This is a genomic window from Ruegeria arenilitoris (assembly GCF_013032445.1).
In the GTDB taxonomy this organism is placed as follows: domain Bacteria; phylum Pseudomonadota; class Alphaproteobacteria; order Rhodobacterales; family Rhodobacteraceae; genus Ruegeria; species Ruegeria arenilitoris_F.
Window position 1 is genome coordinate 64,138 of sequence record NZ_WQCA01000007.1, and the last position, 24,806, is coordinate 88,943.

General features: G+C 57.9%; 23 protein-coding genes. 14 read left to right on the forward strand and 9 right to left on the reverse strand.

What is annotated here, in order from left to right; translation table 11 throughout:
* The first annotated feature begins 1 nt into the window (after position 1).
* From GOW98_RS11525 to GOW98_RS11545, 5 genes are all read left to right on the forward strand, one after another.
* Complete coding sequence (locus tag GOW98_RS11525; RefSeq protein ID WP_170332111.1) at positions 2-250, forward strand: hypothetical protein; 249 nt, start codon at positions 2-4, stop codon at positions 248-250.
* Positions 251-268: 18 nt separating this feature from the next.
* Positions 269-634, forward strand: a complete 366-nt coding sequence (locus tag GOW98_RS11530; RefSeq protein WP_170332113.1) for an SPW repeat domain-containing protein — start codon at positions 269-271, stop codon at positions 632-634.
* Between the two features lie 78 nt (positions 635-712).
* Positions 713-1,150: a CBS domain-containing protein gene (locus GOW98_RS26280; protein WP_170332114.1), complete on the forward strand. Its 438-nt coding sequence runs from the start codon at positions 713-715 to the stop codon at positions 1,148-1,150.
* A gap of 190 nt (positions 1,151-1,340) precedes the next feature.
* A complete protein-coding gene (locus GOW98_RS11540) occupies positions 1,341-2,309 on the forward strand; it encodes a zinc transporter ZntB (protein WP_170332116.1) in 969 nt (322 codons plus the stop codon).
* Positions 2,310-2,430: 121 nt separating this feature from the next.
* Positions 2,431-3,762, forward strand: coding sequence for an MFS transporter (locus GOW98_RS11545; protein WP_170332118.1), 1,332 nt, complete (start codon positions 2,431-2,433; stop codon positions 3,760-3,762).
* A gap of 115 nt (positions 3,763-3,877) precedes the next feature.
* On the opposite strand, the gene GOW98_RS11550 is transcribed toward GOW98_RS11545, so the two are convergent.
* On the reverse strand, positions 3,878-4,096 hold the full coding sequence (locus tag GOW98_RS11550) for a hypothetical protein (protein ID WP_152456637.1): 219 nt from the start codon (positions 4,094-4,096) through the stop codon (positions 3,878-3,880).
* A 211-nt stretch (positions 4,097-4,307) separates the two neighbouring features.
* Between GOW98_RS11550 and GOW98_RS11555 the strand changes: the two genes are divergently transcribed.
* Genes GOW98_RS11555 through GOW98_RS11565 form a run of 3 tightly spaced genes read left to right on the forward strand, consistent with a single transcriptional unit; the run spans position 4,308 to position 6,450 of the window.
* A complete protein-coding gene (locus GOW98_RS11555; protein WP_170332120.1) occupies positions 4,308-4,808 on the forward strand; it encodes a Dps family protein in 501 nt (166 codons plus the stop codon).
* Between the two features lie 50 nt (positions 4,809-4,858).
* Positions 4,859-5,143: a coiled coil domain-containing protein gene (locus GOW98_RS11560; RefSeq protein WP_170332122.1), complete on the forward strand. Its 285-nt coding sequence runs from the start codon at positions 4,859-4,861 to the stop codon at positions 5,141-5,143.
* 44 nt (positions 5,144-5,187) lie between these two features.
* Positions 5,188-6,450 carry a DUF2254 domain-containing protein gene (locus GOW98_RS11565; protein WP_170332123.1) on the forward strand — a complete coding sequence of 421 codons (1,263 nt, stop codon included), beginning with the start codon at positions 5,188-5,190 and terminating at the stop codon, positions 6,448-6,450.
* A 580-nt stretch (positions 6,451-7,030) separates the two neighbouring features.
* Here GOW98_RS11565 and GOW98_RS11570 read toward each other — a convergent pair.
* Both GOW98_RS11570 and GOW98_RS11575 read right to left on the reverse strand, forming a co-directional pair.
* Positions 7,031-7,309 (reverse strand): hypothetical protein, encoded by a 279-nt coding sequence (locus GOW98_RS11570; protein WP_170332125.1) that lies wholly within the window; start codon positions 7,307-7,309, stop codon positions 7,031-7,033.
* Positions 7,310-7,631: 322 nt separating this feature from the next.
* On the reverse strand, positions 7,632-9,914 hold the full coding sequence (locus GOW98_RS11575) for an adenosylcobalamin-dependent ribonucleoside-diphosphate reductase (protein WP_170332127.1): 2,283 nt from the start codon (positions 9,912-9,914) through the stop codon (positions 7,632-7,634).
* A 114-nt stretch (positions 9,915-10,028) separates the two neighbouring features.
* On the opposite strand from GOW98_RS11575, the gene GOW98_RS11580 reads away from it, so the two are divergent.
* Positions 10,029-10,460, forward strand: a complete 432-nt coding sequence (locus tag GOW98_RS11580) for a DUF1489 family protein (protein WP_170332129.1) — start codon at positions 10,029-10,031, stop codon at positions 10,458-10,460.
* Here GOW98_RS11580 and hisG read toward each other — a convergent pair.
* From hisG to hisS, 3 genes are read right to left on the reverse strand one after another with little or no spacing between them, the layout of a single operon-like run.
* The gene (hisG, locus tag GOW98_RS11585) at positions 10,457-11,146 is read right to left on the reverse strand and encodes an ATP phosphoribosyltransferase (protein ID WP_170332131.1); all 690 of its coding nucleotides are present in this window, start codon (positions 11,144-11,146) and stop codon (positions 10,457-10,459) included. The two genes, GOW98_RS11580 and hisG, sit on opposite strands and share 4 nt — an antisense overlap.
* Positions 11,143-12,231 (reverse strand): ATP phosphoribosyltransferase regulatory subunit, encoded by a 1,089-nt coding sequence (locus GOW98_RS11590; RefSeq protein WP_170332133.1) that lies wholly within the window; start codon positions 12,229-12,231, stop codon positions 11,143-11,145. Before GOW98_RS11590 ends, hisG begins: the two co-directional genes overlap by 4 nt.
* A gap of 3 nt (positions 12,232-12,234) precedes the next feature.
* Positions 12,235-13,722, reverse strand: a complete 1,488-nt coding sequence (gene hisS / locus GOW98_RS11595; protein ID WP_170332135.1) for a histidine--tRNA ligase — start codon at positions 13,720-13,722, stop codon at positions 12,235-12,237.
* A 130-nt stretch (positions 13,723-13,852) separates the two neighbouring features.
* Between hisS and GOW98_RS11600 the strand changes: the two genes are divergently transcribed.
* Positions 13,853-14,047, forward strand: a complete 195-nt coding sequence (locus GOW98_RS11600; protein WP_170332507.1) for a SlyX family protein — start codon at positions 13,853-13,855, stop codon at positions 14,045-14,047.
* Between the two features lie 4 nt (positions 14,048-14,051).
* Here GOW98_RS11600 and GOW98_RS11605 read toward each other — a convergent pair whose 3' ends face one another.
* The 3 genes from GOW98_RS11605 to dnaE all read right to left on the reverse strand — a co-directional run bounded on the left by GOW98_RS11605 (position 14,052) and on the right by dnaE (position 18,239).
* Positions 14,052-14,426, reverse strand: a complete 375-nt coding sequence (locus GOW98_RS11605; RefSeq protein WP_217359541.1) for a hypothetical protein — start codon at positions 14,424-14,426, stop codon at positions 14,052-14,054.
* Positions 14,426-14,653, reverse strand: coding sequence for a hypothetical protein (locus tag GOW98_RS11610; protein ID WP_170332138.1), 228 nt, complete (start codon positions 14,651-14,653; stop codon positions 14,426-14,428). The genes GOW98_RS11605 and GOW98_RS11610 overlap by 1 nt, the downstream gene beginning before the upstream one ends.
* 85 nt (positions 14,654-14,738) lie before the next feature.
* Positions 14,739-18,239, reverse strand: coding sequence for a DNA polymerase III subunit alpha (dnaE, locus tag GOW98_RS11615; protein ID WP_170332140.1), 3,501 nt, complete (start codon positions 18,237-18,239; stop codon positions 14,739-14,741).
* Between the two features lie 344 nt (positions 18,240-18,583).
* Between dnaE and xdhA the strand changes: the two genes are divergently transcribed.
* From xdhA to GOW98_RS11635, 4 genes are read left to right on the forward strand one after another with little or no spacing between them, the layout of a single operon-like run.
* Positions 18,584-19,942 carry a xanthine dehydrogenase small subunit gene (gene xdhA, locus GOW98_RS11620; RefSeq protein WP_170332142.1) on the forward strand — a complete coding sequence of 453 codons (1,359 nt, stop codon included), beginning with the start codon at positions 18,584-18,586 and terminating at the stop codon, positions 19,940-19,942.
* Positions 19,939-22,341 (forward strand): xanthine dehydrogenase molybdopterin binding subunit, encoded by a 2,403-nt coding sequence (gene xdhB / locus GOW98_RS11625; RefSeq protein WP_170332144.1) that lies wholly within the window; start codon positions 19,939-19,941, stop codon positions 22,339-22,341. The genes xdhA and xdhB overlap by 4 nt, the downstream gene beginning before the upstream one ends.
* The gene (gene xdhC / locus GOW98_RS11630) at positions 22,341-23,276 is read left to right on the forward strand and encodes a xanthine dehydrogenase accessory protein XdhC (protein WP_170332145.1); all 936 of its coding nucleotides are present in this window, start codon (positions 22,341-22,343) and stop codon (positions 23,274-23,276) included. Before xdhB ends, xdhC begins: the two co-directional genes overlap by 1 nt.
* Positions 23,273-24,790, forward strand: a complete 1,518-nt coding sequence (locus GOW98_RS11635) for an ABC transporter ATP-binding protein (RefSeq protein ID WP_170332147.1) — start codon at positions 23,273-23,275, stop codon at positions 24,788-24,790. Before xdhC ends, GOW98_RS11635 begins: the two co-directional genes overlap by 4 nt.
* Positions 24,791-24,806: the final 16 nt, after the last annotated feature.

Sequence of the window (24,806 nt, forward strand, 5' to 3'; positions counted from 1 at the left end):
AATGAGTCGAGTTTCTATTGTTGCTCTTCTCTCTTCGCTGTTTGCTGTTCCGGCATTCGCCATGCCCGCTGATCTTGACATGGACGGTGATGGCCTGGCGTCGCTGGCAGAGCTTCAGACCAAGTATCCTGAAGTCTCGGATGATCTCTTCCTGGAGATCGACGCGAATGCTGATGGTTTCATCAATGACGACGAATTGGTTGCCGCCGTTGACGCAGAACTTCTCCCTGGTCCCACAGGTGATCAGTAAGCAAAGGTTGTCACGGCTATGAGGAAGCCAATCCCGCCCCACAAATGGCTGCTTGCCGCGATGGGTATTTGGTTGGTTTTGTCCCCCTTTGTCCTGTTTCGTGAGGAAACACTGTTGCAGGGCATGGCTGAACTTGAAGCAATCGCCTTCATGGCAACTGGCATTGTTGTTCTGGTCATGTCCGGCGCCGACGGCCGGAGCCACCTTCTCGCACGGGTGGCTCCGGTATCGGCACTGGGGTTCCTGTTGATCGTGGCGCCGGCGGCGTTGAACTTCACGGGCCATATTGTTGCGACGGCTAATGCATGGATAGCGGGATCGGCGCTGATCGGGCTTGCCGCTTGGGAGGTGCTGGAGAGCCGCGGATTGCGTGCAATCCAGTAAATTGGTGCGGGGCGGGAAATCGCCCCGCGTCGTGCTATAATCCAACTAGCATTGGGCATATTTTAAGGAGTCTACTCAGTGACTGTCGCTAAAGTAGTTGAAGCTCAGAAATTTAAACAACGCCCATTCTGTAGTGCCGACACGACAGTCTTTGACGCGGCCGTAACCATCGCTTTGTTGGATGTGAATGCGCTCGCTGTTCTCGAAGATGACAAGCTAGTTGGGATTATCACTGATCATGATATTCTGCTGTGTCTCGCCGACTCCGGCTCTTCATTTTATGAACAAACTGTTAGCGATTGGATGACCGAAAAGCCTGTCACTTGCACTTCAGGATCCAGCCTGTCAAAGGCTCTTAGCCTTATGGCAAAACACGGTTTCAGGAACCTTGTTGTCACACGCCGAGGGGATCCGTTTGCGGTCGTCAGCAGCAAAGAAATCCTCGCGCGTATTCACGACGACGATAAAGCTGAACTGGAAGCGCTGAGGGAAATGACCCATCACACATCGGATTGATCGGATACCTGATACCTTTCAAAAGATGAACGCACCTTGGTATTCTTAGTGTTCAAAGCGCCTAGTTTTGCCAGTAACCAATAGTGGCATAGGTCGCTAAACCATTTATGGTCTGTCCAGTTTAGGGGACAGTCCGAGCGCAATCTTTGGTATGCATTGGCTTCCCAATCGACGCAAAATAGGATTGCCAATGAACACCCAAATAGTCACTCCCATCTGCGCGTTCGATATAGTAGCCGGCCAAGCAGTCCCCGTCTCTTCAGATTGGCCAGAACCCTTTGCAAGGCAGCAAAACGGTTACCGCTGGATTCATTTCGACCTCGCCGACAGCGGCTTAAAGCAATGGGCATCCGAACAACTTCCAAACATAGCCGCGCAAGCATTGCTTCAATCGGAAACGCGACCACGATGTGATATGCACGACGATGGCATCATTTTGAACCTACGCGGCGTTAACCTGAACCCTGATGCGTCTCCGGAGGATATGGTTTCTCTAAGGCTCTGGGCCACGGAAAGAACCATCGTATCTGCCCGTGTGCGCAAAGTCTGGGTAGCAGACAGTCTTCGTCTAAAAGCCGAAAGCGGTATCGGGCCAGAAAGTGTTGGTGCATTTTTGGCAGAACTTGCTGCGGGGCTCACAAAGCGGATTGAGGCTGTCTCGCTTGAACTTGAAGACGAGACAGACTCTCTCGAAGAGATCGGGCTTACAGGAAATGAAATCAAACCAGAGCGCATTGCGCGATTGCGGCAAACGGTGATCAAACTTCGGCGCTATATCAGTCCGCAACGCGATGCGCTCGATGCTTTAGCCTCATTGAGAAGTAGCGTAATTCACAGCGACGCATCTGTATTGGTCAATGAAACCGCGAACCGCACTCGCCGTACGCTTGAGGAACTGGATGCAAGCCGGGACCGGTTGACAGCGCTTCAGGAGCAAATGAACGCCGAGCACGCGAATGCGCTTGCTCGAAACGGCTATCTTTTGTCTGTCGTGGCAGCAATCTTTCTACCACTTGGATTTCTGACTGGTCTATTTGGCGTGAATATTGCTGGCATGCCCGGCTTGAGTGCTCCCTTTGCGTTTTGGGCACTGACACTGGCTTCGGCTGCCATCGGAATTGCACTTTACGTCGTGTTCAAACTCTCAAAGTGGTTGTAGCAAAAGTAGGTTGCCAAAGGTTGACCAAGCTGCTGCACAGAAAGCGTTGATCACCTTCGCGAATACCCGATTGCGCGCAAAATAGCTTCTCATTTCCCAGTTTGACATTAGGCTGGAACCGATGTTCCGACAGCTCTTACCGATATCAGCGCTGCTTCTTGGATCAGGGCTTCTTCTGTTCGCAGGTGGTGTCCACGGTCTGATACTTCCCGTTCGTGGATCCTTCGAGGGTTTTTCCGCCAGCTCTCTCGGCCTTTTAGGAACAGGGTGGGCAGTTGGCTATGTAGCAGGATGCCTTGTTGCACCACGGCTTGTTGGGGCAGTAGGGCATATTCGAACCTTCGGCGTAATGTGTGCTCTCGCCGCCGTAACGATCCTTTTCCAGGCCGTTGTAGTGGATACGTGGGCTTGGATACCGTCGCGCGCAGTTTCCGGATTTTGTTTTGCTGGCGCAGCAATGATCGTCGAATCTTGGCTCAACGATAAGGTTGAACCCAATACGCGTGGTACAGTCTTTGGCGTCTACACGATGGTCAACCTGGGTGCGGTGACGGCTGGTCAGATGGCTATCTCACTGGGAGATGCAACGGGTTTCATCTTCTTTGCCATTGGCGCGATGGTGTATTGCTTGGCGCTTATACCAACAGCCCTGTCAACTTCGGCATCGCCAGCACCCCTGACATCTGTGCGTCTCGACCTACCGGCATTGTGGCGAAACTCACCAGTTGCGGTCGCCGCGGTCTTTCTTGTCGGCATTTCAAATGCAGCTTTTGGGACTCTTGCTGCGGTGTATGCGGATCGCGTTGGGCTATCACTTACTGCAATTGCTTTGTTCGCGAGTATTCCGGTTTTGGCCGGAGCTTTTGCGCAAGTTCCAATTGGATTTGCAAGTGATCGAATGGACCGGCGTAAAGTCTTACTATTTACAGCGGTCGTAGCTCTTGCTTCGGATCTGGCTTTTGTCCTTCTTGCGCCGGAGTCGCGCGTCATGAACCTTGCTTTGGTCGGGATGTTCGGCGCTGCAATTTTTGCGATGTATCCAATCATCGTTGCGCACGCGAACGACCATGCACCACCTGGCACGTCCATCCAAGTCTCAGGCGGCCTTTTGATGGTTTTCGGCTTAGGTTCAATTGTAGGGCCGTTGATCGCTGGTTTCGCCATGGCAGCACTCGGGCCGCAGGGTTTGTTTCTCACAACCGTCGCAGCGCATTGCCTGATGATCCTATTTACGATTTGGCGAATTCTTTCTAAGTCCGCAGTTCCCGAGGGCGAGAAGACGGCATTTAGGGTCAGCGCTCCTGCAAGGGTGGTTACGCCTGAAACTGCCGTCCTTGCTGTCGGTGAAGATGAGGCAATCTCCCTTGCTGACGCTGAGAGCGAGTTGGGCGCCAGTCCCGATGTGAAGGAGAGTCTGGCGCTAAGAACTAATTCTAATGACAGCCCTTCCTAATCTTCCCCAATGTGTTCGCGGCGCGCTATACTGGTCAACTGCCGGCGCGAAGGTGCGAGTTGAACAACACCCTGATTAAAAAGGGTTTTCGAACATGGCTCTGTGAATGTTCCTGTCACTCATCCACAACACGAAACTCACCGGAAGGCGCATCAGTAGGTGGTTCTTCGAACTCATTGGAAATCAGACCGCGACGGATGAGTTCTCGAATGGCGGCCGCTCTGGATGGCAGTCTGTTCTCGAACCGCCAATCATCAATGGCTTTAAGCTCTTCGAGGTCGAGCATCAGTTGCAGTTTTTCCGTGCGCTTTGGTGGTCGATTTTGATCAGACACTGGCATGACCTCAGTAGCTTACGTCAGTTACTCCAAGCATGTATGCCAATGGGCCTGCATGTCTACATCAATGTTGGCATGTTATGCCGGATACCCAGGATCATGAGGTGCCCCATGATGTGTCGGATACCTATATTAAGTATATGATTTTATTTGAAATTTTATGAATCGCTCTTAGGTTTTACTCCGCAAGCAACGAAACGGAGTGAAAATGATACAGCAAGTCTTGAAGTCTGAAGTTCAGGAAGAATCCAACGACACAGGCATCGACAAGAACGCCTGGATCGCCAACGCGGTGACGGAAGTACTGGCCGATACCATGGTCCTGATGGTGAAAACGCAAGGCACACATTGGAACGTCGTGGGCCCGCTATTCCTGCCGATCCATGAACTGACAGAGCGTCAGTATCGCGACCTGTTCGAAGCTGCGGATGATTTGGCCGAGCGTGTGCGTGCGTTGGGTCAGGTGGCACCGATCTCGTTCACGGACATGGTTAGCCAAGCCAAGCTGACCGAAGAAGAGACGGTTAAAGATGCAGAGGGCATGATCAAACAATTGGTCGCAGACAACGAAGCGATTGCCCGGAACCTGCGTGAGACTGCCGCGACCGCTGCCCGTTATGGCGATGGAGCTACAGAGGATCTGATGAACGCCAGGATGGCGAAGCATGAGGAAGCGGTCTGGATGCTCAAGGCAATTGTTGCGGCCTAATTGGCGGCTCCCCTCGATTTGAACCAAGGTTTGCGAAGAAAGGAAAAACGATGACACGTGTTGGGTACGAGAAAAAGGCACAGCTGCAACTGGATAGTTGGAATGCCCAGATTGATGTTCTCGAAGCCAAGCTGAAGGTGGCCGAAGCGGACGCCAAACTCGAGCTCGAGGAGCAGCTCAGTAAGCTCTACAAGGCAAGGTCTGACGCAGAGGCTCAACTGAATGATTTGAAGTCGACCAGCGACGAGGCTTGGGAAGATGTCAAAAAGGGCTACGAGGCTGCATGGAGCGATATGCAGAGTGCTTTGAAAGAAGCGGCCGACCGGTTCTCGTAGAGCTGGGTTTGTGAACAAAGCTCGTGTCGTAAATGGGGACCGGAATGCAAACACCTAGAGAATTAGTGAGGTACTTTCGCGGGTTCCTAACTATCCCTGCCGCCATTAGTCTTTCAGGGCTTTTGGTGGCTGGGATTGTCTTCAAGACGGAGCAAGCGCTCGCGAGTTGGGGTTGGTCCGCTTCCGATTGGCTGAGCGTTTCTAATCGTACTGCGAGCGATGTACTAAGCGCAATCTCGGCAGCATCCATGTCCGCGTTGGTCATGGTCTATTCCATTGTTTTGCTGGTCTACACCTTAGCAGCCGGATCAATTGGGCCCAGGCTCTTGCAGCGCTTTGGCGAAGACAGGGTAAATCAGATTGCAGTTGGCTCACTTGGAGCGACGTTTTTATACAGCTTGTTGATCTTGTGGCTGATACGCGATGACACATCCGTCAATTTGGCCGTTGCGATTGGAATAGTCTATTCGATCATCTCAGTTCTTTTGCTGTTGCTCTTCGTTCATACAGTATCAACGCGCGTAACCATTGATCAGGAGGCGGCGCGGATTTCGGAAGCCTTGGATCGCCAAGTGAGCACCGTAATCGAAAACAGTGCAGATATCCCATCTTCAGAGGCAGTCCCTGAGGTGGATGACATGCGCCAAGTCTTGGCTTCGGGCACTGGATATGTGAACTCCATCAATACCGAAGGTCTGGTGAGTGCGGCCAAGAAGGCAGGAGCAGTCGTCGCTTTTGATGTGCAGCCAGGTGACTTCATGGTTCCAACGGACACTTTGGCCAATGTTTATGGTGATAGTGACGAAAGTCTTAATGATCTGGTGCAAGCGGCTGCTCCGTTGATCCCCGCGCGAGATCCTAATGGAGATATCCGCTTTTCTGTCCACCTCCTCGTTGAAATCGCACTTCGGGCTTTGTCGCCGGGTGTAAATGACACGTTTACCGCAATTGTGTGCATCGACCGTCTATCAGCATCTCTGGCTCGAGCGTGGTCATCCAAGCTCTGCACGGGTGTGTATCGGGATGATGACGGAAACGTGCGGGTGATTTACCCGTCCATCACGGCTGAGGCACTGTTTCAGGACTCGATGCCAGCTCTGCGACGCGCTGCCCGGGGTAATGGCCTCGTAACGGCCGCCCTTATTCGAGCTTTGGTGCGCATCGCGGAGGCAGCTCCAGAAGAAGATTTGCGAGCTGTTGTAGATGAACTATCTGCGGTCAGAGATGAGACCCGAGAAAGCGATATGCTAAAGCGCGATATTGATAAGTTTTGCGGCCAAGTGGAAACCGCAATTGAACGATTTTAGTCAACCGTCCTGGACAATTGCAGTCCAGTGCGGCTGGGGGGTGGTTTGTGAGTGGGCCATCCCCCAACTAATGGGAAAGTGCTTTTCCATAGGTCTTAGTTTCATTTCATCGAAAGGCAGTCAGTGAGTGGCGAAACCAAACGGCTACTTTGGCCGCGTTAACGTCATTCGAGAGCGCTTCAGCTACAGCAGACAACATGTTTTCCCGAACGTCGCGCATGTTCTAGTGAATGGCTTGGTGCAAAACTGAAAAGCCTGATTGTGAATGTCTGCTTCGGTCTGCCATCAGCCAATCACGAGTACCGCAGAGAATGACTAACTCGTGCCCTGAATACCGGGTGCTCCATTACGCACTAGAACCCGAATTATTCGAAGTCAGCCATAAACGTGACGCAAGGGAGGATGGTCTTTACGGAAGTCAACCTGCGTGATCCTGCATAAGAGTCCTAGCTTAGAACAACGTGTTTGTTGTTTCACTGGAGAGTGCACAGTGACGTGACCGCAGATGCTCAAGTGAGATTCAGGACTGAATCATTGTCAAAGCGGATCGGTCTACACGCTGGTTTCACGCCTTCCGGCCTCACTCGTCTTGTAGCACCGAGCCCGCTTCGGGGCGGAGAAGTACAGACAATACTCGGCGGTGAATACGATCTAGATCGTAATCGGTTAGTTCTAAACCCTCAGTCATCCGCGCTTTGAATGATTGAAAGTCTCCGCGAGTAATCTCGTCACGGTTTTTGTCGTCTCCGGCAAGTTGCTGCGCGAGTTTTTCCTTTCGGAAGTCCAGGAGAAAACGGGAAAATCGAGCGTTCAATTCGGAGTATTGAGGGGACTCCTCGATAGGCGATTTGTTTTTCATCAATTAGGTATCCGATAGCCATGGAACTGCCCGAGCGGTTTTGCTGGGCAAGTACAACATTCTGGTCAGCTTTTGCGTGTGACGCGTATGAGACGATTTGGTTCCATGGCCATAGTCTTGAGATTTTCAGGTTTTGGTCAATAGCGCGAATATTATCGATGGTCGCCCAACGCAGAACAGTCTCAAAACCCTACAGTAATCTTTTTTATTTTATTTCAAAGTCTTAAGAATCTGTGGGCATTAAAGACCGTTCAACTGGGCGCAAAAATCAACCTTATGGGCTATTTATGCCCACCCAAACATACAAAACCGACACAGCCCTCTAACCACATTTCGAATGGCCGCAGCTACGACAGGTCATGCACCCTTCAATCATCACCATATCGAACTGGCCGCAGGACGGGCAGGCCTTGCCGCGTGGCGCATCCATGTTGACAACCTGCGCTTGCGGATCAGACTTCAGCCCCATACCTTCCCCCTCAAGGAAACCAATATTGATCAGGTGTTGTTCGATTACTCCACCGATCGCAGCCAGGATCGAAGGGATGTACTTGCCCTGCACCCAGGCACCGCCGCGCGGATCGAATACGGCCTTCAACTCTTCTACCACGAACGACACGTCGCCACCCCGACGGAACACTGCCGAGATCATCCGGGTTAGGGCCAGCGTCCACGCATAGTGTTCCATGTTCTTCGAGTTGATGAACACCTCGAAGGGGCGGCGACGTCCGCCGATAACGATATCGTTGATGGTCAGGTAGATCGCGTGCTCACTGTCGGGCCATTTCAGCTTGTAGGTCGACCCTTCCAGCGACTGCGGCCGATCTAGTGGCTCGGACATATACACGACCTCACCCCCATCGACCTCATGCGGAGCGGCCGCGCTTTCACCCGGCGCGGTGTCTGCGCTTTCCGACACGGTCAGTACGGAACCCGTAACATCGTTCGGGCGATAGGTGGTGCAGCCTTTGCAACCCTGATCCCAGGCCTGCATGTAGACATCCTTGAACGCGTCAAAGCCGATATCTTCAGGGCAGTTGATCGTCTTGGAAATCGAGCTGTCGATCCATTTCTGCGCTGCAGCCTGCATCTTCACGTGATCCGACGGAGACAGCGTCTGCGCGTTGACGAAATAGTCCGGTAGAGGCTTGTCGCCGAACTTGTCACGCCACATCTGCACGGCATAATCAACGACCTCTTCCTCGGTGCGCGAGCCATCCTTTTGCAGCACCTTTCGCGTGTATGCATATGCAAAGACCGGCTCAATCCCCGAAGACACATTGCCCGCGTACAGGGAAATCGTGCCGGTGGGCGCGATCGAGGTTAGCAGAGCGTTGCGGATGCCGTGCTCGCGGATCGCTTCGCGCACATCGTCGTCCATCTGCTGCATGGTGCCGCTGGCCAGATACTTGTCGGCATCGAACAGAGGGAACGCGCCTTTTTCCTTCGCCAAATCCACCGACGCCAGATACGCGGCGCGGGCGATCGCTTTCAGCCAGCGCTCGGTCTGACGCGCCGCCTCGTCTGAGCCATAGCGCAGGCCCTGCATCAGCAGCGCATCGGCCAGTCCGGTCACACCCAGCCCGATCCGGCGCTTGGCCTGCGCCTCGGCGGCCTGTTCGGGCAGAGGGAACTTCGACGCATCCACCACATTGTCCATCATGCGAACAGCAGTGGCGACCAGCTCTTGCAGCGCCTCCTCGTCCAGATGTGCGGCGTCTTCGAACGGCTCGGCAACCAACCGGGCCAAATTAATAGACCCCAGCAGGCACGCGCCATACGGCGGCAGGGGCTGTTCGCCACAGGGGTTGGTGGCCGCGATGGTCTCGACATAGCTCAGGTTGTTGGCCTGATTGATCCGGTCGATGAAGATCACGCCGGGTTCCGCATAGTCATAGGTCGCCTGCATAATCTTGTTCCACAGATCACGCGCCTGAACGGTGTGATAGACCTTGTCACCGAACACCAGCTCCCAAGGGCCATCTGCTTTGACGGCCTCCATGAACGGATCGGTCACCAGCACCGACATATTGAACATGCGCAAGCGCGCCGGGTCAGATTTCGCGGTGATGAACTGTTCAATATCCGGATGGTCGCAGCGCATCGTCGCCATCATCGCCCCGCGGCGCGAGCCTGCGGACATGATCGTCCGGCACATCGCGTCCCACACATCCATGAACGACAGCGGCCCAGATGCATCCGCAGCCACCCCGTGCACATCGGCCCCACGCGGACGGATGGTCGAGAAATCGTAACCGATCCCCCCACCCTGCTGCATGGTCAAAGCGGCCTCTTTCAGCATGTCAAAGATACCGCCCATGCTGTCGGGCACGGTACCCATGACGAAACAGTTGAACAAGGTCACCTGCCGCGCGGTGCCGGCGCCTGCGGTGATGCGACCGGCAGGCAGGTATTTGAAATCTTCCAGCGCCTCAAAGAACTTTTCTTCCCAATGGGCCGGGTCTTTTTCCACCCGCGCAAGATCGCGGGCGATGCGCCGCCAGCTGTCCTCGACCGTCTGGTCGATGGGCGTGCCATCTGCCTTTTTGAAACGGTATTTCATGTCCCAGATCTGCTCGGCGATGGGGGCGGCAAAGCGGCTCATTGGCGATTCCCTGTGTTAGAAGAGGGATACAGACTATCATCTACTAAACCTTGATGACAATCGCGCATGAGCTACAATGGATAGATAGTCGACGGACGACTCTGTGGGAAAGCTGTGGATAAGTACGTAAACCTAATAAAACTCTCGGTCGGATCAGAGAGCGTCGACTCGTTGATCGCGTGGCAGGATAGTCGCAGACCGCTGTATGAGGACGGCTGCCCCCGCCACGTCACCCGCATGTGGCCCAAGCGCGAAGACGAGATTCTGAACGGCGGATCAATCTATTGGGTCATCAAGGGCGTGATCCAATGCCGCCAACGTATCCTGCGGCTGGATGAGGTGCGCGGCGAGGACGGCATCCGCCGCTGCGCCATCGTACTGGACCCCGAGCTGTACCGCACCCAGACCGCGCTGAAGCGCCCGTTTCAGGGCTGGCGCTACCTGAAACCCGAGGACACCCCCGCCGATTTGCCCCAAGGCCGCGAACAAGACGACGCCCTGCCCGATGACCTCAACCGTGCTCTGGCAGAAATCGGCGTGCTTTAACGCAGCCGATCCAGAAGCTCGGACAGAACCGCCTTCTCCTCCGCATCGCATTTCGCCACCCGGCTGCGCCACAGCGTCGCCTGCGATTGTAGGATCAGTCCGTCCGACAGGATTTTCAGGTGGTTCGCCCGCAGGGTTTCCCCGGTCGAGGTAATATCGGCAATTGCCTCGGCGGTTTCGTTCTTCACCGTACCCTCAGTCGCGCCCTGACTATCGACCAGAGTGTAATCGGCCACGCCCGCATCGGTCAGGAACTCACGCACCAGGCGGTGATACTTGGTTGCAATCCGCAGCCGGTGACCGTGTGTCCTGCGAAACGCGGCCGCCGCTGCATCCAGATCGTCCAGCGTGTCCACATCCACCCAGCAGGCAGGCGTGGCGATGATCAGGTCGGCCTTACCAAACCCAAGCTGCGAAATCTCTTCGACCTGCTGTTCCCAGCGTGGCAGTTTTTCATGCACCAGATCGATGCCGGTGACGCCCAGATGAATACGCCCCGCCGCCAGTTCACGCGGGATTTCCCCGGCGGACAACAGGACCAGAGAAACGCCATCGATCCCTTCAACCTTGCCCGCATATTCCCGGTCCGATCCGCTGCGCGACAGAGAGATGCCGCGCTTTTCGAACCACGAGAAGGTCTTCTCCATCAACCGGCCCTTTGAGGGCACGCCCAGCTTCAGGCTCATTGAGCGTCCTCCTCAATCTCTAGCATCAGGTCCGGGCGGATGACGCCCCCCACAGCGGGGATTTCGGTACCGTTACCCAGCTGTCGGGTCAGCGCGTCATAGCGCCCGCCGGTGGCAATTGGCGGCAGGTCCGGGCGGCCCTCAGCGTAAAAGCCAAACACGAACCCGTCATAGTACTCCATCGAGGTTCGGCCATAAGCGGCTTCAAAATCCAACCGCTCCACATCAACGCCGCGCGCCTGCAGCGACGCGACCCGCGCCTCAAGCCGGTCCAGCGCCGGAGTGATTTGCGGCAGGTCCACCGCCACGTCGCGCAGTTGCTCCAGCGCAAAAGGCATGGTTTCACGCACGTTCAGCAGCGTTTCCAGCCCAGCCAGTTCGTTGTCGGAAATCGGCGGCGTGTCGCGATCTTCACGCAGGGCCTCGATCCGCGCCTCAACCTCGGACGCGCGGCGTTTGCCGATCCTTGGGATGTCGTTGTTCAACGGATCTTCCGCGTTCAACAGGGCGTCACGCCCTTCCGGGCCGGGTTTTCGCCCGGCGAAACGATCCAGCAATACCCGGAACCGGCGTGGACGCCACAGGTGACGCATCAGTGCGGTTTTACGGCGGTCAGTTGTGCGCAGGCCCTGAACGGCTGCAGTCAGGATACCGATATCGCCGGTTGCCGCCCGCAGAGGCAGGCCACGCAGTTGCAGTGCAAACAGGGAAAACACCTCGGCATCGGCCCCCGAGGGATCGTCGCGGTCAAAGACCTCGTAGCCCACCTGAATATACTCGTTCGAGCGATCCGGGTCGTGCTCCTGACGGCGGAACACCTCCCCGGAATAGGTATAGCGCGCGGGTTCTGCCCCTTCGCTCATGTGCATCTGCACCACCGGCATGGTGAAATCGGGGCGCAGCATCTGCTCACCCCGCAGCGCGTCCGAGGTCACATAGGCGCGCGCTCGGATGTCCTCACCATAGAGGTCCAGTAGCGTTTCGGCCGGTTGCAGCAGCGGCGGGTCCACGACTTGCGCGCCTGCGGCCTCGAACCGGACGCGCATCATCGCGGCGCGGGCCTGTATCTGGGAACGGTTGGGCATGGCTCAGTCCTGACTGTCCAGAATTTCACGCACCTTGGCGATCAGATCGCCACGCGGCACTTCGAACTGGCTGGGGCGCTCTTTCCATTCCTCCAGCGTGGCGCTTTCGGCGATCTTTGCACCAAGAATCAGGTCCTTGATTTGGACGATGCCATTAGCCTTTTCGTCACCACCTTCGATCACGGCGATGGGCGAGTTCCGCTTGTCCGCATATTTCAGCTGATTGCCGAAGTTTTTGGGATTACCCAGATAGACCTCGGCGCGGATGCCTGCATTGCGCAGCTCGGCCACCATTGCCTGATAATCAGCCATGCGGTCGCGGTCCATCACGGTGACCACCACGGGGCCCGTGGCCTGCGCCGCGATCCGGCCCTTTTCGCGCAGGGCGGCCAACAGTCGGTCAACGCCGATGGAGATCCCGGTTGCAGGCACTTCCTGCCCGGTAAACCGCTTGACCAGATCGTCGTAACGCCCACCGCCCGAGACCGAGCCGAACTGCCGCTTGCGACCTTTCTCGTCGAAGATTTCAAAGGTCAGTTCGGCCTCATAGACCGGCCCGGTATAGTAACCCAAACCACGCACGACCGATGGATCGATTTCGATCCGATCCGCACCGTACCCGCCTGCATCCAGCAAAGCGCCGATCTGTTCCAACTCGGCAATACCATCCGCACCGATCTTGCTATCACCCACAGCAGCGCGCAGGTTCGCCAGCGTGCCAGCGGTGTCCACAGCCTTAGAGGTCAGGAATGCAATTACCGGCTCGGCCTGATCATCGCTCAGACCCACACCATCGATAAACGCGCCCGATGCGTCCAGACGGCCCTTGGTCAGCAGCTCTCGCACACCGGCCTCGCCCACCTTGTCGAACTTGTCGATGGTGCGCAGGACGTTGTCGCGGGCGGCGGCGTCTTCGCCCAGCCCCATCGCCTCAAGCACACCGTTCAAAACCTTACGGTTGTTGACGCGCACCAGATAGTCGCCGCGCGGGATGCCCACGGTCTCCAGCGTGTCCGACAGCATCGCGCAGATCTCGGCATCCGCAGCCATCGAAGCCGTGCCCACCGTATCCGCATCGCACTGGTAAAACTGACGATACCGCCCCGGCCCCGGCTTTTCATTGCGCCAGACCGGACCCATCGCATAGCGGCGATAAGGTGTCGGCAAGTCGTTGCGGTGCTGGGCGTAGACACGGGCCAAAGGCGCGGTCAGGTCATAGCGCAGGGCCATCCAGTCGCCCTTGTCGTTTTCGTCGACTTCCTGCCACGCAAACACACCCTCGTTCGGGCGATCCACGTCAGGCAGGAACTTGCCCAGCGCTTCGACGGTTTCAACCGCGCTGCTCTCTAACGCATCAAACCCATACCGATGATAGACGTCCGCAATAGTCCGCAGCATCTCGGTGCGCTGCGAGACTTCCTGGCCGAAATAGTCGCGGAACCCTTTGGGCGTAATTGCCTTGGGGCGGGGCTGTTTCTTGGGCTTGGCCATGTGGGGCGTCCTTGGGATTTTCATGTTCCGCGCGCGGTCTATCCCATGGCCCGCATCGGGGCAAGGCGCGCTTTCACTGGCCTTGGCGTCACAGGGTCGCTATGACCGGCGCAAGACACAGGAGTCCCCCATGCAGCATCTGGAAGAACAGATCGCCCATCTAACCCGCACTGTCGAAGAGCTGAACACGGTCGTCACCCGCCAGCAGTCCGAAATCGACCAACTGACCCGCCGCGTCGAGATGCTGTTGCAGCGCGAGGCTGAACGGGCGCAGGAAGGATCAGGCGGGGTCGTGTTCGGAGACGAACGCCCTCCACATTACTAATAGATCACAGACCCAGCGTCGTCTTCACGGCGTTGTCGACCACGCCGCCCAATAGGGCATCCTTGTCCGCAGCGCATCCTTCCGAAAGCGCAGCAATAAACGCTTCCCGCAGTTGGGCTTTTTCCTCCTCAGTGGTCGCGTGATCTTCGATATTGATCTGGCGATTGTAGAGCGATAGGGCCGTCATCTTTCCAACAACAGCCACAACAAATTCTTCATCACCATCTGCTTCCTCGGCAATCGAGGCGCAAGTGTAGTGCATGACTGGCAAGGCGTCCTGTATCATCTGTACAGCCGCTTCATCAGCCGTCACCACACACGGAGCCGCCAGAATTGCGGCGCAAGCGGACATTCCAAGTTTAACAGAACGCATCGCCATCACTTCTTCCAGTTATGCCCGATTATGGCCCCGGCCACGCCGCCGATCGCCGCGCCCTTGCCATCGCCGACCAGCGCCCCGACACCCGCGCCAATCAGCGCGCCCTCGATCGTCTTTTTCTTCTTGTCATCCTTGCTATCCGCCAATCCAGCGGAAGCCGAGACCAACGCAAACGACGCCGCCGCTGCGAAGGTCAGAGTTCTGAAACCAATCGTTGTAATTGCCATTCCGGTGCCCTCCCGTGACACGCCCCAAATGAGGCAATGATCACAGCCTAACCGCCCAAAAACATTGTGGCAACAAATGGCTGGCTCAGATTTCCTCGACTTCGGTCACGCCGTCCAGCGATTTGATCGCACCCTTGATCTGCGGGTTGATGGGGAAGTCCTGACCCAGATCCATCTCAACATCGCCCGGCAGACCCGGGTCCATCAGGAAGATATGGATCGGCCCCTTCGAGGCCCGCTTGGCCGCACCGGCCGCGTCCTCAAGCACCTTGGCGACGGTTGCCACCACCCCCGGCTCGTCCACGAAAATCCGCAACCCGGTCGCTCCAGCCTCGGCCACGACTGCATCCACCGGCCCCACCGAACGGCCCAGCAGTTTCAGCTGATCGGCCTCCATCGTGGCCTCGGCGGTCAGCACCACCTGCGCGCCGGTTTCCAGAAACTCACGCGATTTCTCCAGCGTTTCAGAGAACAACGTGACCTCATAGGCCCCCGTAGGGTCCGAGAGCTGGGCGAATGCGAACCGATTGCCACGCGCGGATTTTCGTTCCTGCCGCCCGGCTACAACGCCTGCCATCTTGGCGATGAAGGGGCCAGTGCGCGCCTTTTCCGTTACTTCGTCGAGCGTCAGCACCTGCTTGCGTTTCAGCGCGGGCATATAGTCGTCCAGCGGATGACCGGACAGGTAAAAACCGATGGCCTTGAATTCTTCGCTTAGGCGTTCCGCAGGTAGCCAGTCGGGCGTGGGCGACAGGCGCGGTTCGGGCAGGTCGTCCCCAGCTTCGCCAAACAGCGACACCTGGTTCGAGTTCTTCTGATCGTGGATCGCAGCCGAATACTGCACCAGCGGATCGAGGCTTTCGAACACACGACGACGGTTCTTGTCGAGCTGATCAAAGGCTCCAGCCCTCGCCAGCATCTCCAACGGGCGCTTGCCGACTTTCTTAAGATCAACGCGACGGGCAAAGTCGAACAGGTTCACAAAAGGCTTTTCCCCGCGTCCCTCGACCACGAGGTTCATCGCCTCAGCGCCAACATTCTTTAGCGCGCCCAGCGCGTAGACCAGTTCGCCATTCACCACGTCGAAGGTGGCCAAGGATCGGTTCACGCAAGGCGGCACATAGGGCAATTCGAGTCCCTTGCGGACCTCTTCGAAGTAAATCGCCAGCTTGTCGGTCAGGTGGATATCGCAGTTCATGACACCCGCCATGAACTCGACCGGGTGGTTCGCCTTCAGCCAGCCGGTCTGATAGCTGACCACCGCATAGGCGGCCGCGTGGGACTTGTTGAAGCCGTAGTTGGCGAATTTCTCCAGCAGGTCGAAAACTTCGCTGGCCTTCTTGGCATCAACGCCATTCTCGCCCGCGCCCTTTTCGAATTTTGGGCGTTCGGCGTCCATCGCCTCTTTGATCTTTTTACCCATCGCCCGGCGCAACAGGTCCGCGCCGCCGAGGCTGTATCCGGCCATAACCTGAGCGATCTGCATCACCTGTTCCTGATATACGATGATGCCCTGCGTTTCCTCCAAGATATGGTCGATCAGCGGGTGCACCGATGTGATCTCGCGCAGGCCATTCTTGACCTCGCAATAGGTCGGGATGTTTTCCATCGGACCTGGACGATACAGCGCCACCAGGGCCACGATATCCTCGATACAGGTAGGTTTCATCCGCTTGAGCGCGTCCATCATACCCGAAGATTCCACCTGGAACACTGCCACCGTCTTGGCTGCCGAGTAGAGCTTGTATGTCGCCTCATCGTCCAGCGGGATGGCGTTGATCTGGTTCTCGGCGCCTTCTGCCGGTTCATAAAGTTCGGTGCCGTCCGCCGCAATATGCAAGGGACGCCCGGACTTGAAGATGATGTCCATCGCGTTCTGGATCACAGTCAGCGTTTTCAGACCCAGAAAGTCGAACTTCACCAGCCCGGCCTGTTCCACCCATTTCATGTTGAACTGGGTTGCGGGCATGTCAGACCGCGGATCCTGATACAGAGGCACCAGCGCGTCCAAGGGCCGGTCGCCGATCACAACTCCCGCAGCGTGGGTCGAAGCGTTGCGCAGCAGCCCTTCGACCTGCTGACCGTAGGTGAGCAAACGGTCCACCACCTCTTCATTCCGTGCCTCTTCACGCAGGCGCGGTTCGTCTTTCAATGCCTTTTCAATCGAAACCGGTTTAACCCCTTCCACAGGGATCATCTTGGACAGCCGATCCACCTGCCCGTAAGGCATCTGCAGAACCCTACCGATATCGCGCACAGCGGCCTTCGACAGCAACGCACCGAAGGTGATGATCTGCCCCACCTTGTCGCGCCCGTATTTCTGCTGCACATAACGGATCACTTCCTCGCGGCGGTCCATGCAGAAGTCGATATCGAAGTCGGGCATCGAGACCCGCTCGGGGTTCAGAAACCGTTCGAACAGCAGAGAATAGCGCAGCGGGTCAAGGTCGGTGATCGTCAGCGCATAGGCCACCAGCGAACCCGCACCCGAGCCCCGCCCCGGCCCCACCGGGATATCCTCGTCCTTCGCCCATTGGATAAAGTCCGCAACAATCAGGAAGTAACCGGGGAAGCCCATCCCTTCGATGATGTCGAGTTCAAAATCCAACCGCTCCTGATATTCCTCGGGCGTCACCGCATGCGGGATCACGGCCAGTCGTTTCTGCAAGCCTTCATTCGCGATGCGGCGCAGCTCAGCCACCTCGTCATCGGCAAATTTCGGCAAGATCGGATCGCGGCGATAGGCCATGAAGGCGCAGCGTTTTGCGATCTCTACGGTGTTCTCGATGGCCTCCGGCAGGTCGGCGAACAGGGTCACCATCTCTTGCTGCGACTTGAAATAGTGCTGCGCAGTCAGACGACGGCGACCTTCCTGCTGGTCGACATAGGCACCCTCGGCGATACAGATCAGCGCGTCATGCGCCTCGTACATGTCCGTCGTCGGGAAATAGACGTCGTTGGTGGCGACCAGAGGCAGGTTCTTGGCATAGGCCATCTCGACATGACCGCGCTCGGTCAAGCGTTCGGCCTCGGGCTGGCCGTCCTCGCCCGGATGGCGCTGCAGTTCGACATAGAGCCGATCCGGGAACATCGCCGCCAACCGATCAATCAAAGCCTCAGCCGCCGGGCGCTGACCTTGCTGCAGCAACATCCCAACCGGCCCGTCTGGCCCTCCAGTCAGGCAGATCAGCCCGTCCGAACGATCCGCAAGTTCCTCCAATGTGACTTGCGGTAGCTGCCCGCCCTTATCCACGTAAAGGCATGAGCTAAGCTTCATCAGGTTCTCATACCCAGCCTCGGACTGCGCCAGCAGTACCAGTGGCGCCGGCGCTTTGGGCTTTTCCCCCGGCTGCGCCTGCAAATACGTCAGGTCGACCTGACAACCCATGATCGGCTGCACCCCGGCCCCGCTGGCGGTGACCGAGAATTCCAGCGCCGAGAACATCGAATTGGTGTCCGTAACCGCGACGGCGGGCATCTCCATCTTCTCGCAAAGCGCGGGCAGCTTCTTCAGCCGCACGGCGCCTTCCAGCAGGGAATATTCGGTGTGAACACGGAGGTGAATGAATCGAGGAGAACTGCTCATACCGCCTACGCTATCCCAGCCAGCAGCCCGGCAAAAGCAGGAACCGACGCTTTGGAACGCCTAAAAAATCATCGCGGATTATTCGGCTTTTTCAGAAGGTGCTTCGGGGTTGACCGAGCGTCGCCTGCAAAAAGCGCTTTATTTACAAGAGACTGCCATTTACACAAACGCGACATTCACAAGCAGTGCTTGCCTAATGGTGCATCATATAGGCAGTTTTTCTTGCCAGAGAACCTGCCCTGTTTCTAACATCTGATGGCAAGCTATCCGCCCGCCACTCTTTCTACGTCGCATCGAAGGAGGGCACCCAAGGGCGCAACCGGGTAAGGCGACGGGTTTCTCGAATGAATATCACGTTTCTTCTGAACGGAGAGACAGTGGACCTGGCGGATGTCGATCCGACAGCGACCCTGCTGGACTGGCTGCGCGAGGATCGTGGCCTGACCGGCACCAAGGAGGGCTGCAACGAAGGCGATTGCGGCGCCTGCACCGTCATGGTGACGGATGAGGGTGGCGCCAAGGCGCTGAATTCCTGCATCCTGTTCCTACCGCAGCTACACGGCAAAGCGGTGCGCACTGTCGAAGGCGCCAGCGGCCCGAATGGAGAAGCCCATCCGGTACAGCAGGCCATGGTCGACCTGCATGGATCGCAATGCGGTTTCTGCACGCCTGGATTTGTTATGTCTATGGTTGCAGGCCATGCGAACGGCGCGACGGATCACGACACCCAGCTTGCTGGCAACCTGTGCCGTTGCACAGGGTATGCGCCGATCATCCGCGCGGCTAAAGCGGCCGAAGAACACCCCGTTCCGGTTTGGGTGAAAGACCAGCCTGTCGCTGTGCAGGCATCGCCGATGTTGCCCGGTTCGTCCGACGAACTGGCGACAGTATTCGCCAAGAACCCGGAGGCCACTCTGGTTGCCGGGGCAACAGATGTGGGGCTGTGGGTCACCAAGCAATTGCGCGATCTGGACCCGGTGATCTTCCTAAATCGCTGCGAGGACCTGAAACAGATCACGATCACCGAAGACGAGGTTCGGTTTGGCGCGATGGTCGATATGAACCGGATGGGAGAAGCGCTGGCTGACCTCCACCCCTCTTACGCCGAAATGATCCGCCGCTATGCCTGCGTTCAAGTGCGCCACGCCGCGACCGTCGGCGGCAACATCGCCAATGGCTCACCCATCGGAGATAACCCGCCCGCCCTGATCGCATTGGGCGCGACCCTGCATTTGCGCAAAGGCGACGCGCGCCGGTCGATCCCTCTGGAAGCGTTCTTCATCGACTACGGCCAGCAGGACCGCGCCCCGGGTGAGTTCGTCGAAGCCGTCAGCTTCCCGCGTCAGGCAGACCGCCTTAAAACCTACAAACTCAGCAAACGGTTCGATCAGGATATCTCGGCCGTTTGCGGGTGTTTCAATATCACCGTTACAGACGGCACCGTCATGCACGCGCGCATCGCCTTTGGCGGCATGGCTGGTACTCCGAAACGGGCAACCAATGTCGAGGCCGCACTCATCGGTAAACCCTGGGCGCACGAGACGATTGACGCCGCGCTTCCTGCCTTTGCCGACGATTATTCACCACTCACGGACATGCGCGCCTCGGCCACCTATCGTCTGGAAACCGCCAAAGCGATGCTCGAGAGGTATTTCCTCGAAGATCAGGGCGAAGTGACCAACGTGCTGGAGGTGTCGGCATGAGCGTGACCAAACCCCTCCCCCATGACGCCGCGCCTCTGCATGTGTCTGGTTCGGCGCGATACGTGGATGACATTCCGACGCCCAAGGACTCTCTGCATCTGGCATTTGGCCTCAGCCAGATTGCCAAGGGCAAGATCACATCGATGGACCTGTCGGCTGTTAAAGCGGCCGAAGGCGTTGTCATGGTAATGACGGCTGAGGATTTGCCCTTCGCCAACGATGTCTCTCCGTCCATCCATGATGAGCCTCTGCTGTCGGACGGCACCGTTCACTATATCGGTCAGCCGGTGTTTCTGGTTGTCGCCACCAGCCATCTGGCCGCCCGCAAGGCCGCACGTCTGGGCAAGATCGACTATGCCGAGGAAACGCCAATCCTGACGGTCGAAGAGGCTCTGGCCGCCGACAGCCGGTTCGAGGACGGCCCGCGCGTTTACGCCAAGGGTGATGCAGATGCGGCTATCTCTGGCGCGACCCACGTGATCGAAGGATCTTTCGAACTTGGCGGACAAGAGCACTTCTACCTCGAAGGTCAAGCTGCGTTGGCCGTGCCTAATGAAGGCGCGGATATGCTGGTCCACAGCTCGACCCAGCACCCGACCGAGATCCAGCACAAGGTGGCCGACGCTTTGGGCGTTCCGATGCACGCGGTCCGCGTTGAAACTCGCCGTATGGGCGGAGGATTTGGCGGCAAAGAAAGCCAAGGCAACGCTTTGGCTGTGGCTTGTGCTATAGCCGCACGTGCAACCGGCAAGGCCTGCAAGATGCGCTATGACCGCGACGATGACATGATCATCACCGGCAAGCGTCACGCCTTCCGAATTTCCTACAAGGCCGGGTTTGATGAGCATGGCCAAATTCAGGGCGTCTCGTTCCATCATTACGCGATCTGCGGCTGGGCCCAGGACCTGTCCCTGCCCGTCGCCGACCGCGCAATGCTGCATTCTGACAACGCTTATCTGCTGCCCAATGCGCGCATTGAAAGCCACCGGCTGAAGACCAACACCCAATCCGCCACCGCCTATCGTGGGTTCGGCGGCCCTCAGGGCATGGTCGGGATCGAGCGGGTCATGGACCACGCGGCCCATGAACTGGGGTTGGATCCGGTCGAACTGCGTCGGCGCAACTATTATGAACCAGCGCACAAGGTTGCCGAGGTTGTACCGGCAGAGAAACCGTTGGGCCATCCCGATCCGCATGAGGACCTGACCAGTCGCGGTGCAGTTGAAATGGGTGACGCCCCGGTGCGCCCCCTGCCCGCTGGCGGCAATACCACGCCTTACGGCATGGAGGTCAGCGACTTTGAACTGCACGGCATGACCGAAGCGTTGCTGAAATCCAGCGACTATGCCGCGCGCAAGGCGGCCATAGAAAAATGGAACGCCGAGAACAGTGTTATCAAGAAGGGCATCGCCTTTTCTCCGGTCAAGTTCGGGATTTCATTCACGCTGACCCACCTGAACCAGGCAGGCGCACTGGTGCATGTGTATCAGGATGGCTCGGTCCACCTGAACCATGGCGGCACCGAGATGGGTCAGGGCCTGTTCCAGAAGGTGGCTCAGGTCGCAGCGTCCCGCTTTGGTATTCCGCTGGAGATGGTGAAGATCACCGCCACAGATACCGCCAAGGTGCCGAATACCTCGGCCACAGCTGCTTCTTCGGGCAGTGACCTGAACGGTATGGCGGTGAAAGCCGCCTGCGACACGATCCGCGACCGAATGGCCGAGTATCTGGCCGAGCGTCATCAGGCCGATCCGTCAACGGTTACCTTCTCGGACGGCCACGTCTCGGTCGGCGAAGAGCGCTATACCTTCGCCGAAGCCGCCGCACTGGCCTATCAGGGGCGCATCAGCCTGTCGGCAACCGGGTTCTACAAAACACCCAAGATCGAATGGGATCGGATCGCGGGACGCGGTCGTCCGTTCTTCTACTTCGCCTACGGAGCCTCAATCACCGAGGTCGCCATAGATACGCTAACTGGCGAGAACCGCATTCTGCGCACTGATATCCTGCATGACGCGGGTGCCTCATTGAACCCGGCGCTGGATATTGGGCAGGTCGAAGGTGGCTACGTGCAAGGCGCGGGCTGGCTGACGACCGAGGAGCTGGTCTGGGACGGCAAAGGCAACCTGCGCACGCACGCGCCCTCGACCTACAAAATCCCCGCCTGTTCGGACCGACCGGATATCTTCAACGTCGCATTGTGGGATGGTGCGAACCGAGAGGACACGATCTATCGCTCCAAAGCCGTCGGAGAGCCACCGTTCATGCTGGGTATTTCCGCCTGGCTGGCCTTGTCGAATGCGGTCGCGGCCTGTGGCGATCGCTACCCGGCGCTGAATGCTCCTGCCACGGCCGAGGAAGTCTGGCACGGCGTCCAAAGGATGAAGGGAGACATCTGATGGGATTTGATCGAGAGGCTTTGAGGGAGGCGGTCAAAACCCACGGGAAAGTCACCCGGGTGGTCATCGCTGCGATCAAGGGGTCATCCCCGCGCGAGGTCGGTGCTGCAATGCTTGTTTGGGAGAACGGCCAAAGCGGGACCATCGGAGGCGGCACGCTGGAGTTTCAGGCGGCTGAGGCCGCGCGAGCGCAGACGATGCCAGCCCGCCTGACACATCACGCGCTTGGCCCCGACATGGGTCAATGCTGCGGCGGTGCTGTTTCGCTGCTGAGCGAGATCTATGACCAAGAGGCGGTGAATACGCTCGACGATACCGTAATCGCACGATCCCCGTCTGGCGGCGACATGCCTCTGTCGGCTAAACGCCTGTTGGCGGCCGCACGCGGTCAAGGGATCGCGCCCGAACCACAACTGGTCGACGGTTGGATGGTTGAGCCGGTCCACAAACCGGCCCGCCATCTGTGGATCTGGGGCGCGGGTCATGTCGGCCGCGCACTGGTGGACGTTCTGTCCCCCCTGCCCGATCTGGCAATCACCTGGGTCGACACCGGACCCGAGCGATTTCCAGACACGGTTCCAGCCGGCGTGACAGTGGTTCCAGCCGCAAAACCGGCGGAACTGGTGCGCCATGCTCCACACAATGCCGAGCATCTTGTGCTTACTTATTCACACAATCTGGATTTAGAACTGTGCAACCGGCTGCTTTCGCATGATTTCCACTTTGCTGGCCTGATCGGCTCGGCTACGAAATGGGCGCGATTCCGGTCGCGGCTGGCGGCCCTTGGGCATTCGCCCGAACGGATCAGCCGGATCACCTGTCCAATCGGTGATCCCGGCTTGGGCAAACACCCGCAGATGATCGCCGTTGGCGTCGCCGCGCAGCTTTTGCGCCCGGCCCGACAGAACGAGTTAAAGAAGGACCTGAGCGCGTGACCACTCCACTTTTAAGCTTGCAAGGGCTGACCAAAGCCTATCCCGGCGTCGTGGCCAATGATCAGGTGTCCTTTGACATCGGTGAAGGCGAAGTCCACGCCCTGCTGGGCGAAAACGGCGCGGGGAAATCCACGCTGGTCAAGATGATCTACGGTCTGGTGAAGCCCGACAGCGGCACCATGCTGCTGCGCGGCCAACCCTTTGCGCCGCCCGAGCCCCGCGCGGCAAGATCCGACGGAATCGCGATGGTTTTTCAGCATTTCTCGTTGTTTGACGCGCTGAACGTGGCCGAAAACATCGCGCTAGGCATGGAGAACCCACCGCCAATGGGTGATCTCGCCTCGCGCATTCGCGAAGTGTCCGAAAACTACGGCTTGCCGCTGGACCCCTTCCGTACCGTTGGCGACCTCTCCGCAGGTGAACGCCAACGGGTCGAGATCATCCGCTGCCTGTTGCAGGATCCCAAGCTGTTGATCATGGACGAGCCGACTTCGGTTCTAACACCTCAAGAGGTTGATATCCTGTTTGAGACCCTGAACAAACTGAGGTCCGAAGGTACTTCGATCCTCTATATCTCGCACAAGCTGGAAGAAATCCGGACCCTGTGCGACCACGCCACGATCCTGCGTCTGGGTAAGAACGTGGGTGAATGTATTCCGTCCGAGACTTCGGCCCGCGACATGGCCGAGATGATGGTTGGTTCGACCCTGCAGACACCAGAGCGTTCCGGTCGCGAGTTCGGCGAAGTTGCTCTGGACGTTAGCGGGCTGTCAGTGCCGTCGCCGTCGGAATTCGGTACTGCGCTACGTAATGTCCACATGACCGTCCGCAAGGGCGAGGTCCTGGGCATCGGCGGCGTTGCGGGCAACGGGCAGGATGAATTGCTGGGCGTTCTTTCGGGCGAGATTCAGACAACCGCCGACGCGATCAAGTTCAACAAACAGCCCATTGGCAAACTCGGTCCGACAGCTCGGCGGAAACTGGGCGTATTGACCGCACCGGAGGAACGCTTGGGCCATGCGGCAGCACCGGATATGAGCCTGACCGAAAACGCCCTGCTTACCGGGTCGGTGCGCGAGGGGCTGGAAAGCAACGGGTTCCTGAAATGGGCCGAGACCAAGAGCTTTGCCGAGAAGATCATCAGCGCTTTTGACGTTCGTACGCCGGGGCCAGAGAACGCAGCGCGGTCGCTGTCCGGCGGCAACCTGCAGAAATTTGTGATCGGTCGCGAAGTCCTGCAGAACCCGGACGTTCTGGTGGTGAACCAGCCGACATGGGGTGTGGATGCGGCAGCGGCGGCGTCGATCCGGCAGGCCATTCTTGACCTGGCAGCCAAGGGAACCGCGGTCATCTGCATCAGCCAGGACTTGGACGAGTTGATGGAGATCTCGGACAGCTTCGCGGCCCTGAACGAAGGCCGCCTGAGCGCCCCGCGCCCGACCACAGGCCTGACGGTCGATGAGATCGGCCTGATGATGGGTGGCGCGCACGGCATGGAGGTGGCGCATGTGTGATCTGCAGCGTCGCCTT

What these genes read in the sequence shown, in the direction of transcription:
- GOW98_RS11600 (WP_170332507.1), top strand. Translation starts at nt 13,853, where the DNA reads ATGCAGCATCTGGAAGAACAGATCGCCCATCTAACCCGCACTGTCGAA.
- hisG (WP_170332131.1), bottom strand. Translation starts at nt 11,146, where the DNA reads ATGAGCCTGAAGCTGGGCGTGCCCTCAAAGGGCCGGTTGATGGAGAAG.
- GOW98_RS11560 (WP_170332122.1), top strand. Translation starts at nt 4,859, where the DNA reads ATGACACGTGTTGGGTACGAGAAAAAGGCACAGCTGCAACTGGATAGT.
- GOW98_RS11605 (WP_217359541.1), bottom strand. Translation starts at nt 14,426, where the DNA reads ATGGCGATGCGTTCTGTTAAACTTGGAATGTCCGCTTGCGCCGCAATT.
- GOW98_RS11610 (WP_170332138.1), bottom strand. Translation starts at nt 14,653, where the DNA reads ATGGCAATTACAACGATTGGTTTCAGAACTCTGACCTTCGCAGCGGCG.
- GOW98_RS11545 (WP_170332118.1), top strand. Translation starts at nt 2,431, where the DNA reads ATGTTCCGACAGCTCTTACCGATATCAGCGCTGCTTCTTGGATCAGGG.
- hisS (WP_170332135.1), bottom strand. Translation starts at nt 13,722, where the DNA reads ATGGCCAAGCCCAAGAAACAGCCCCGCCCCAAGGCAATTACGCCCAAA.
- GOW98_RS11525 (WP_170332111.1), top strand. Translation starts at nt 2, where the DNA reads ATGAGTCGAGTTTCTATTGTTGCTCTTCTCTCTTCGCTGTTTGCTGTT.
- xdhC (WP_170332145.1), top strand. Translation starts at nt 22,341, where the DNA reads ATGGGATTTGATCGAGAGGCTTTGAGGGAGGCGGTCAAAACCCACGGG.
- GOW98_RS11575 (WP_170332127.1), bottom strand. Translation starts at nt 9,914, where the DNA reads ATGAGCCGCTTTGCCGCCCCCATCGCCGAGCAGATCTGGGACATGAAA.
- xdhA (WP_170332142.1), top strand. Translation starts at nt 18,584, where the DNA reads ATGAATATCACGTTTCTTCTGAACGGAGAGACAGTGGACCTGGCGGAT.
- GOW98_RS11540 (WP_170332116.1), top strand. Translation starts at nt 1,341, where the DNA reads ATGAACACCCAAATAGTCACTCCCATCTGCGCGTTCGATATAGTAGCC.
- GOW98_RS11570 (WP_170332125.1), bottom strand. Translation starts at nt 7,309, where the DNA reads ATGAAAAACAAATCGCCTATCGAGGAGTCCCCTCAATACTCCGAATTG.
- xdhB (WP_170332144.1), top strand. Translation starts at nt 19,939, where the DNA reads ATGAGCGTGACCAAACCCCTCCCCCATGACGCCGCGCCTCTGCATGTG.
- dnaE (WP_170332140.1), bottom strand. Translation starts at nt 18,239, where the DNA reads ATGAGCAGTTCTCCTCGATTCATTCACCTCCGTGTTCACACCGAATAT.
- GOW98_RS11565 (WP_170332123.1), top strand. Translation starts at nt 5,188, where the DNA reads ATGCAAACACCTAGAGAATTAGTGAGGTACTTTCGCGGGTTCCTAACT.
- GOW98_RS11590 (WP_170332133.1), bottom strand. Translation starts at nt 12,231, where the DNA reads ATGCCCAACCGTTCCCAGATACAGGCCCGCGCCGCGATGATGCGCGTC.
- GOW98_RS11555 (WP_170332120.1), top strand. Translation starts at nt 4,308, where the DNA reads ATGATACAGCAAGTCTTGAAGTCTGAAGTTCAGGAAGAATCCAACGAC.
- GOW98_RS11530 (WP_170332113.1), top strand. Translation starts at nt 269, where the DNA reads ATGAGGAAGCCAATCCCGCCCCACAAATGGCTGCTTGCCGCGATGGGT.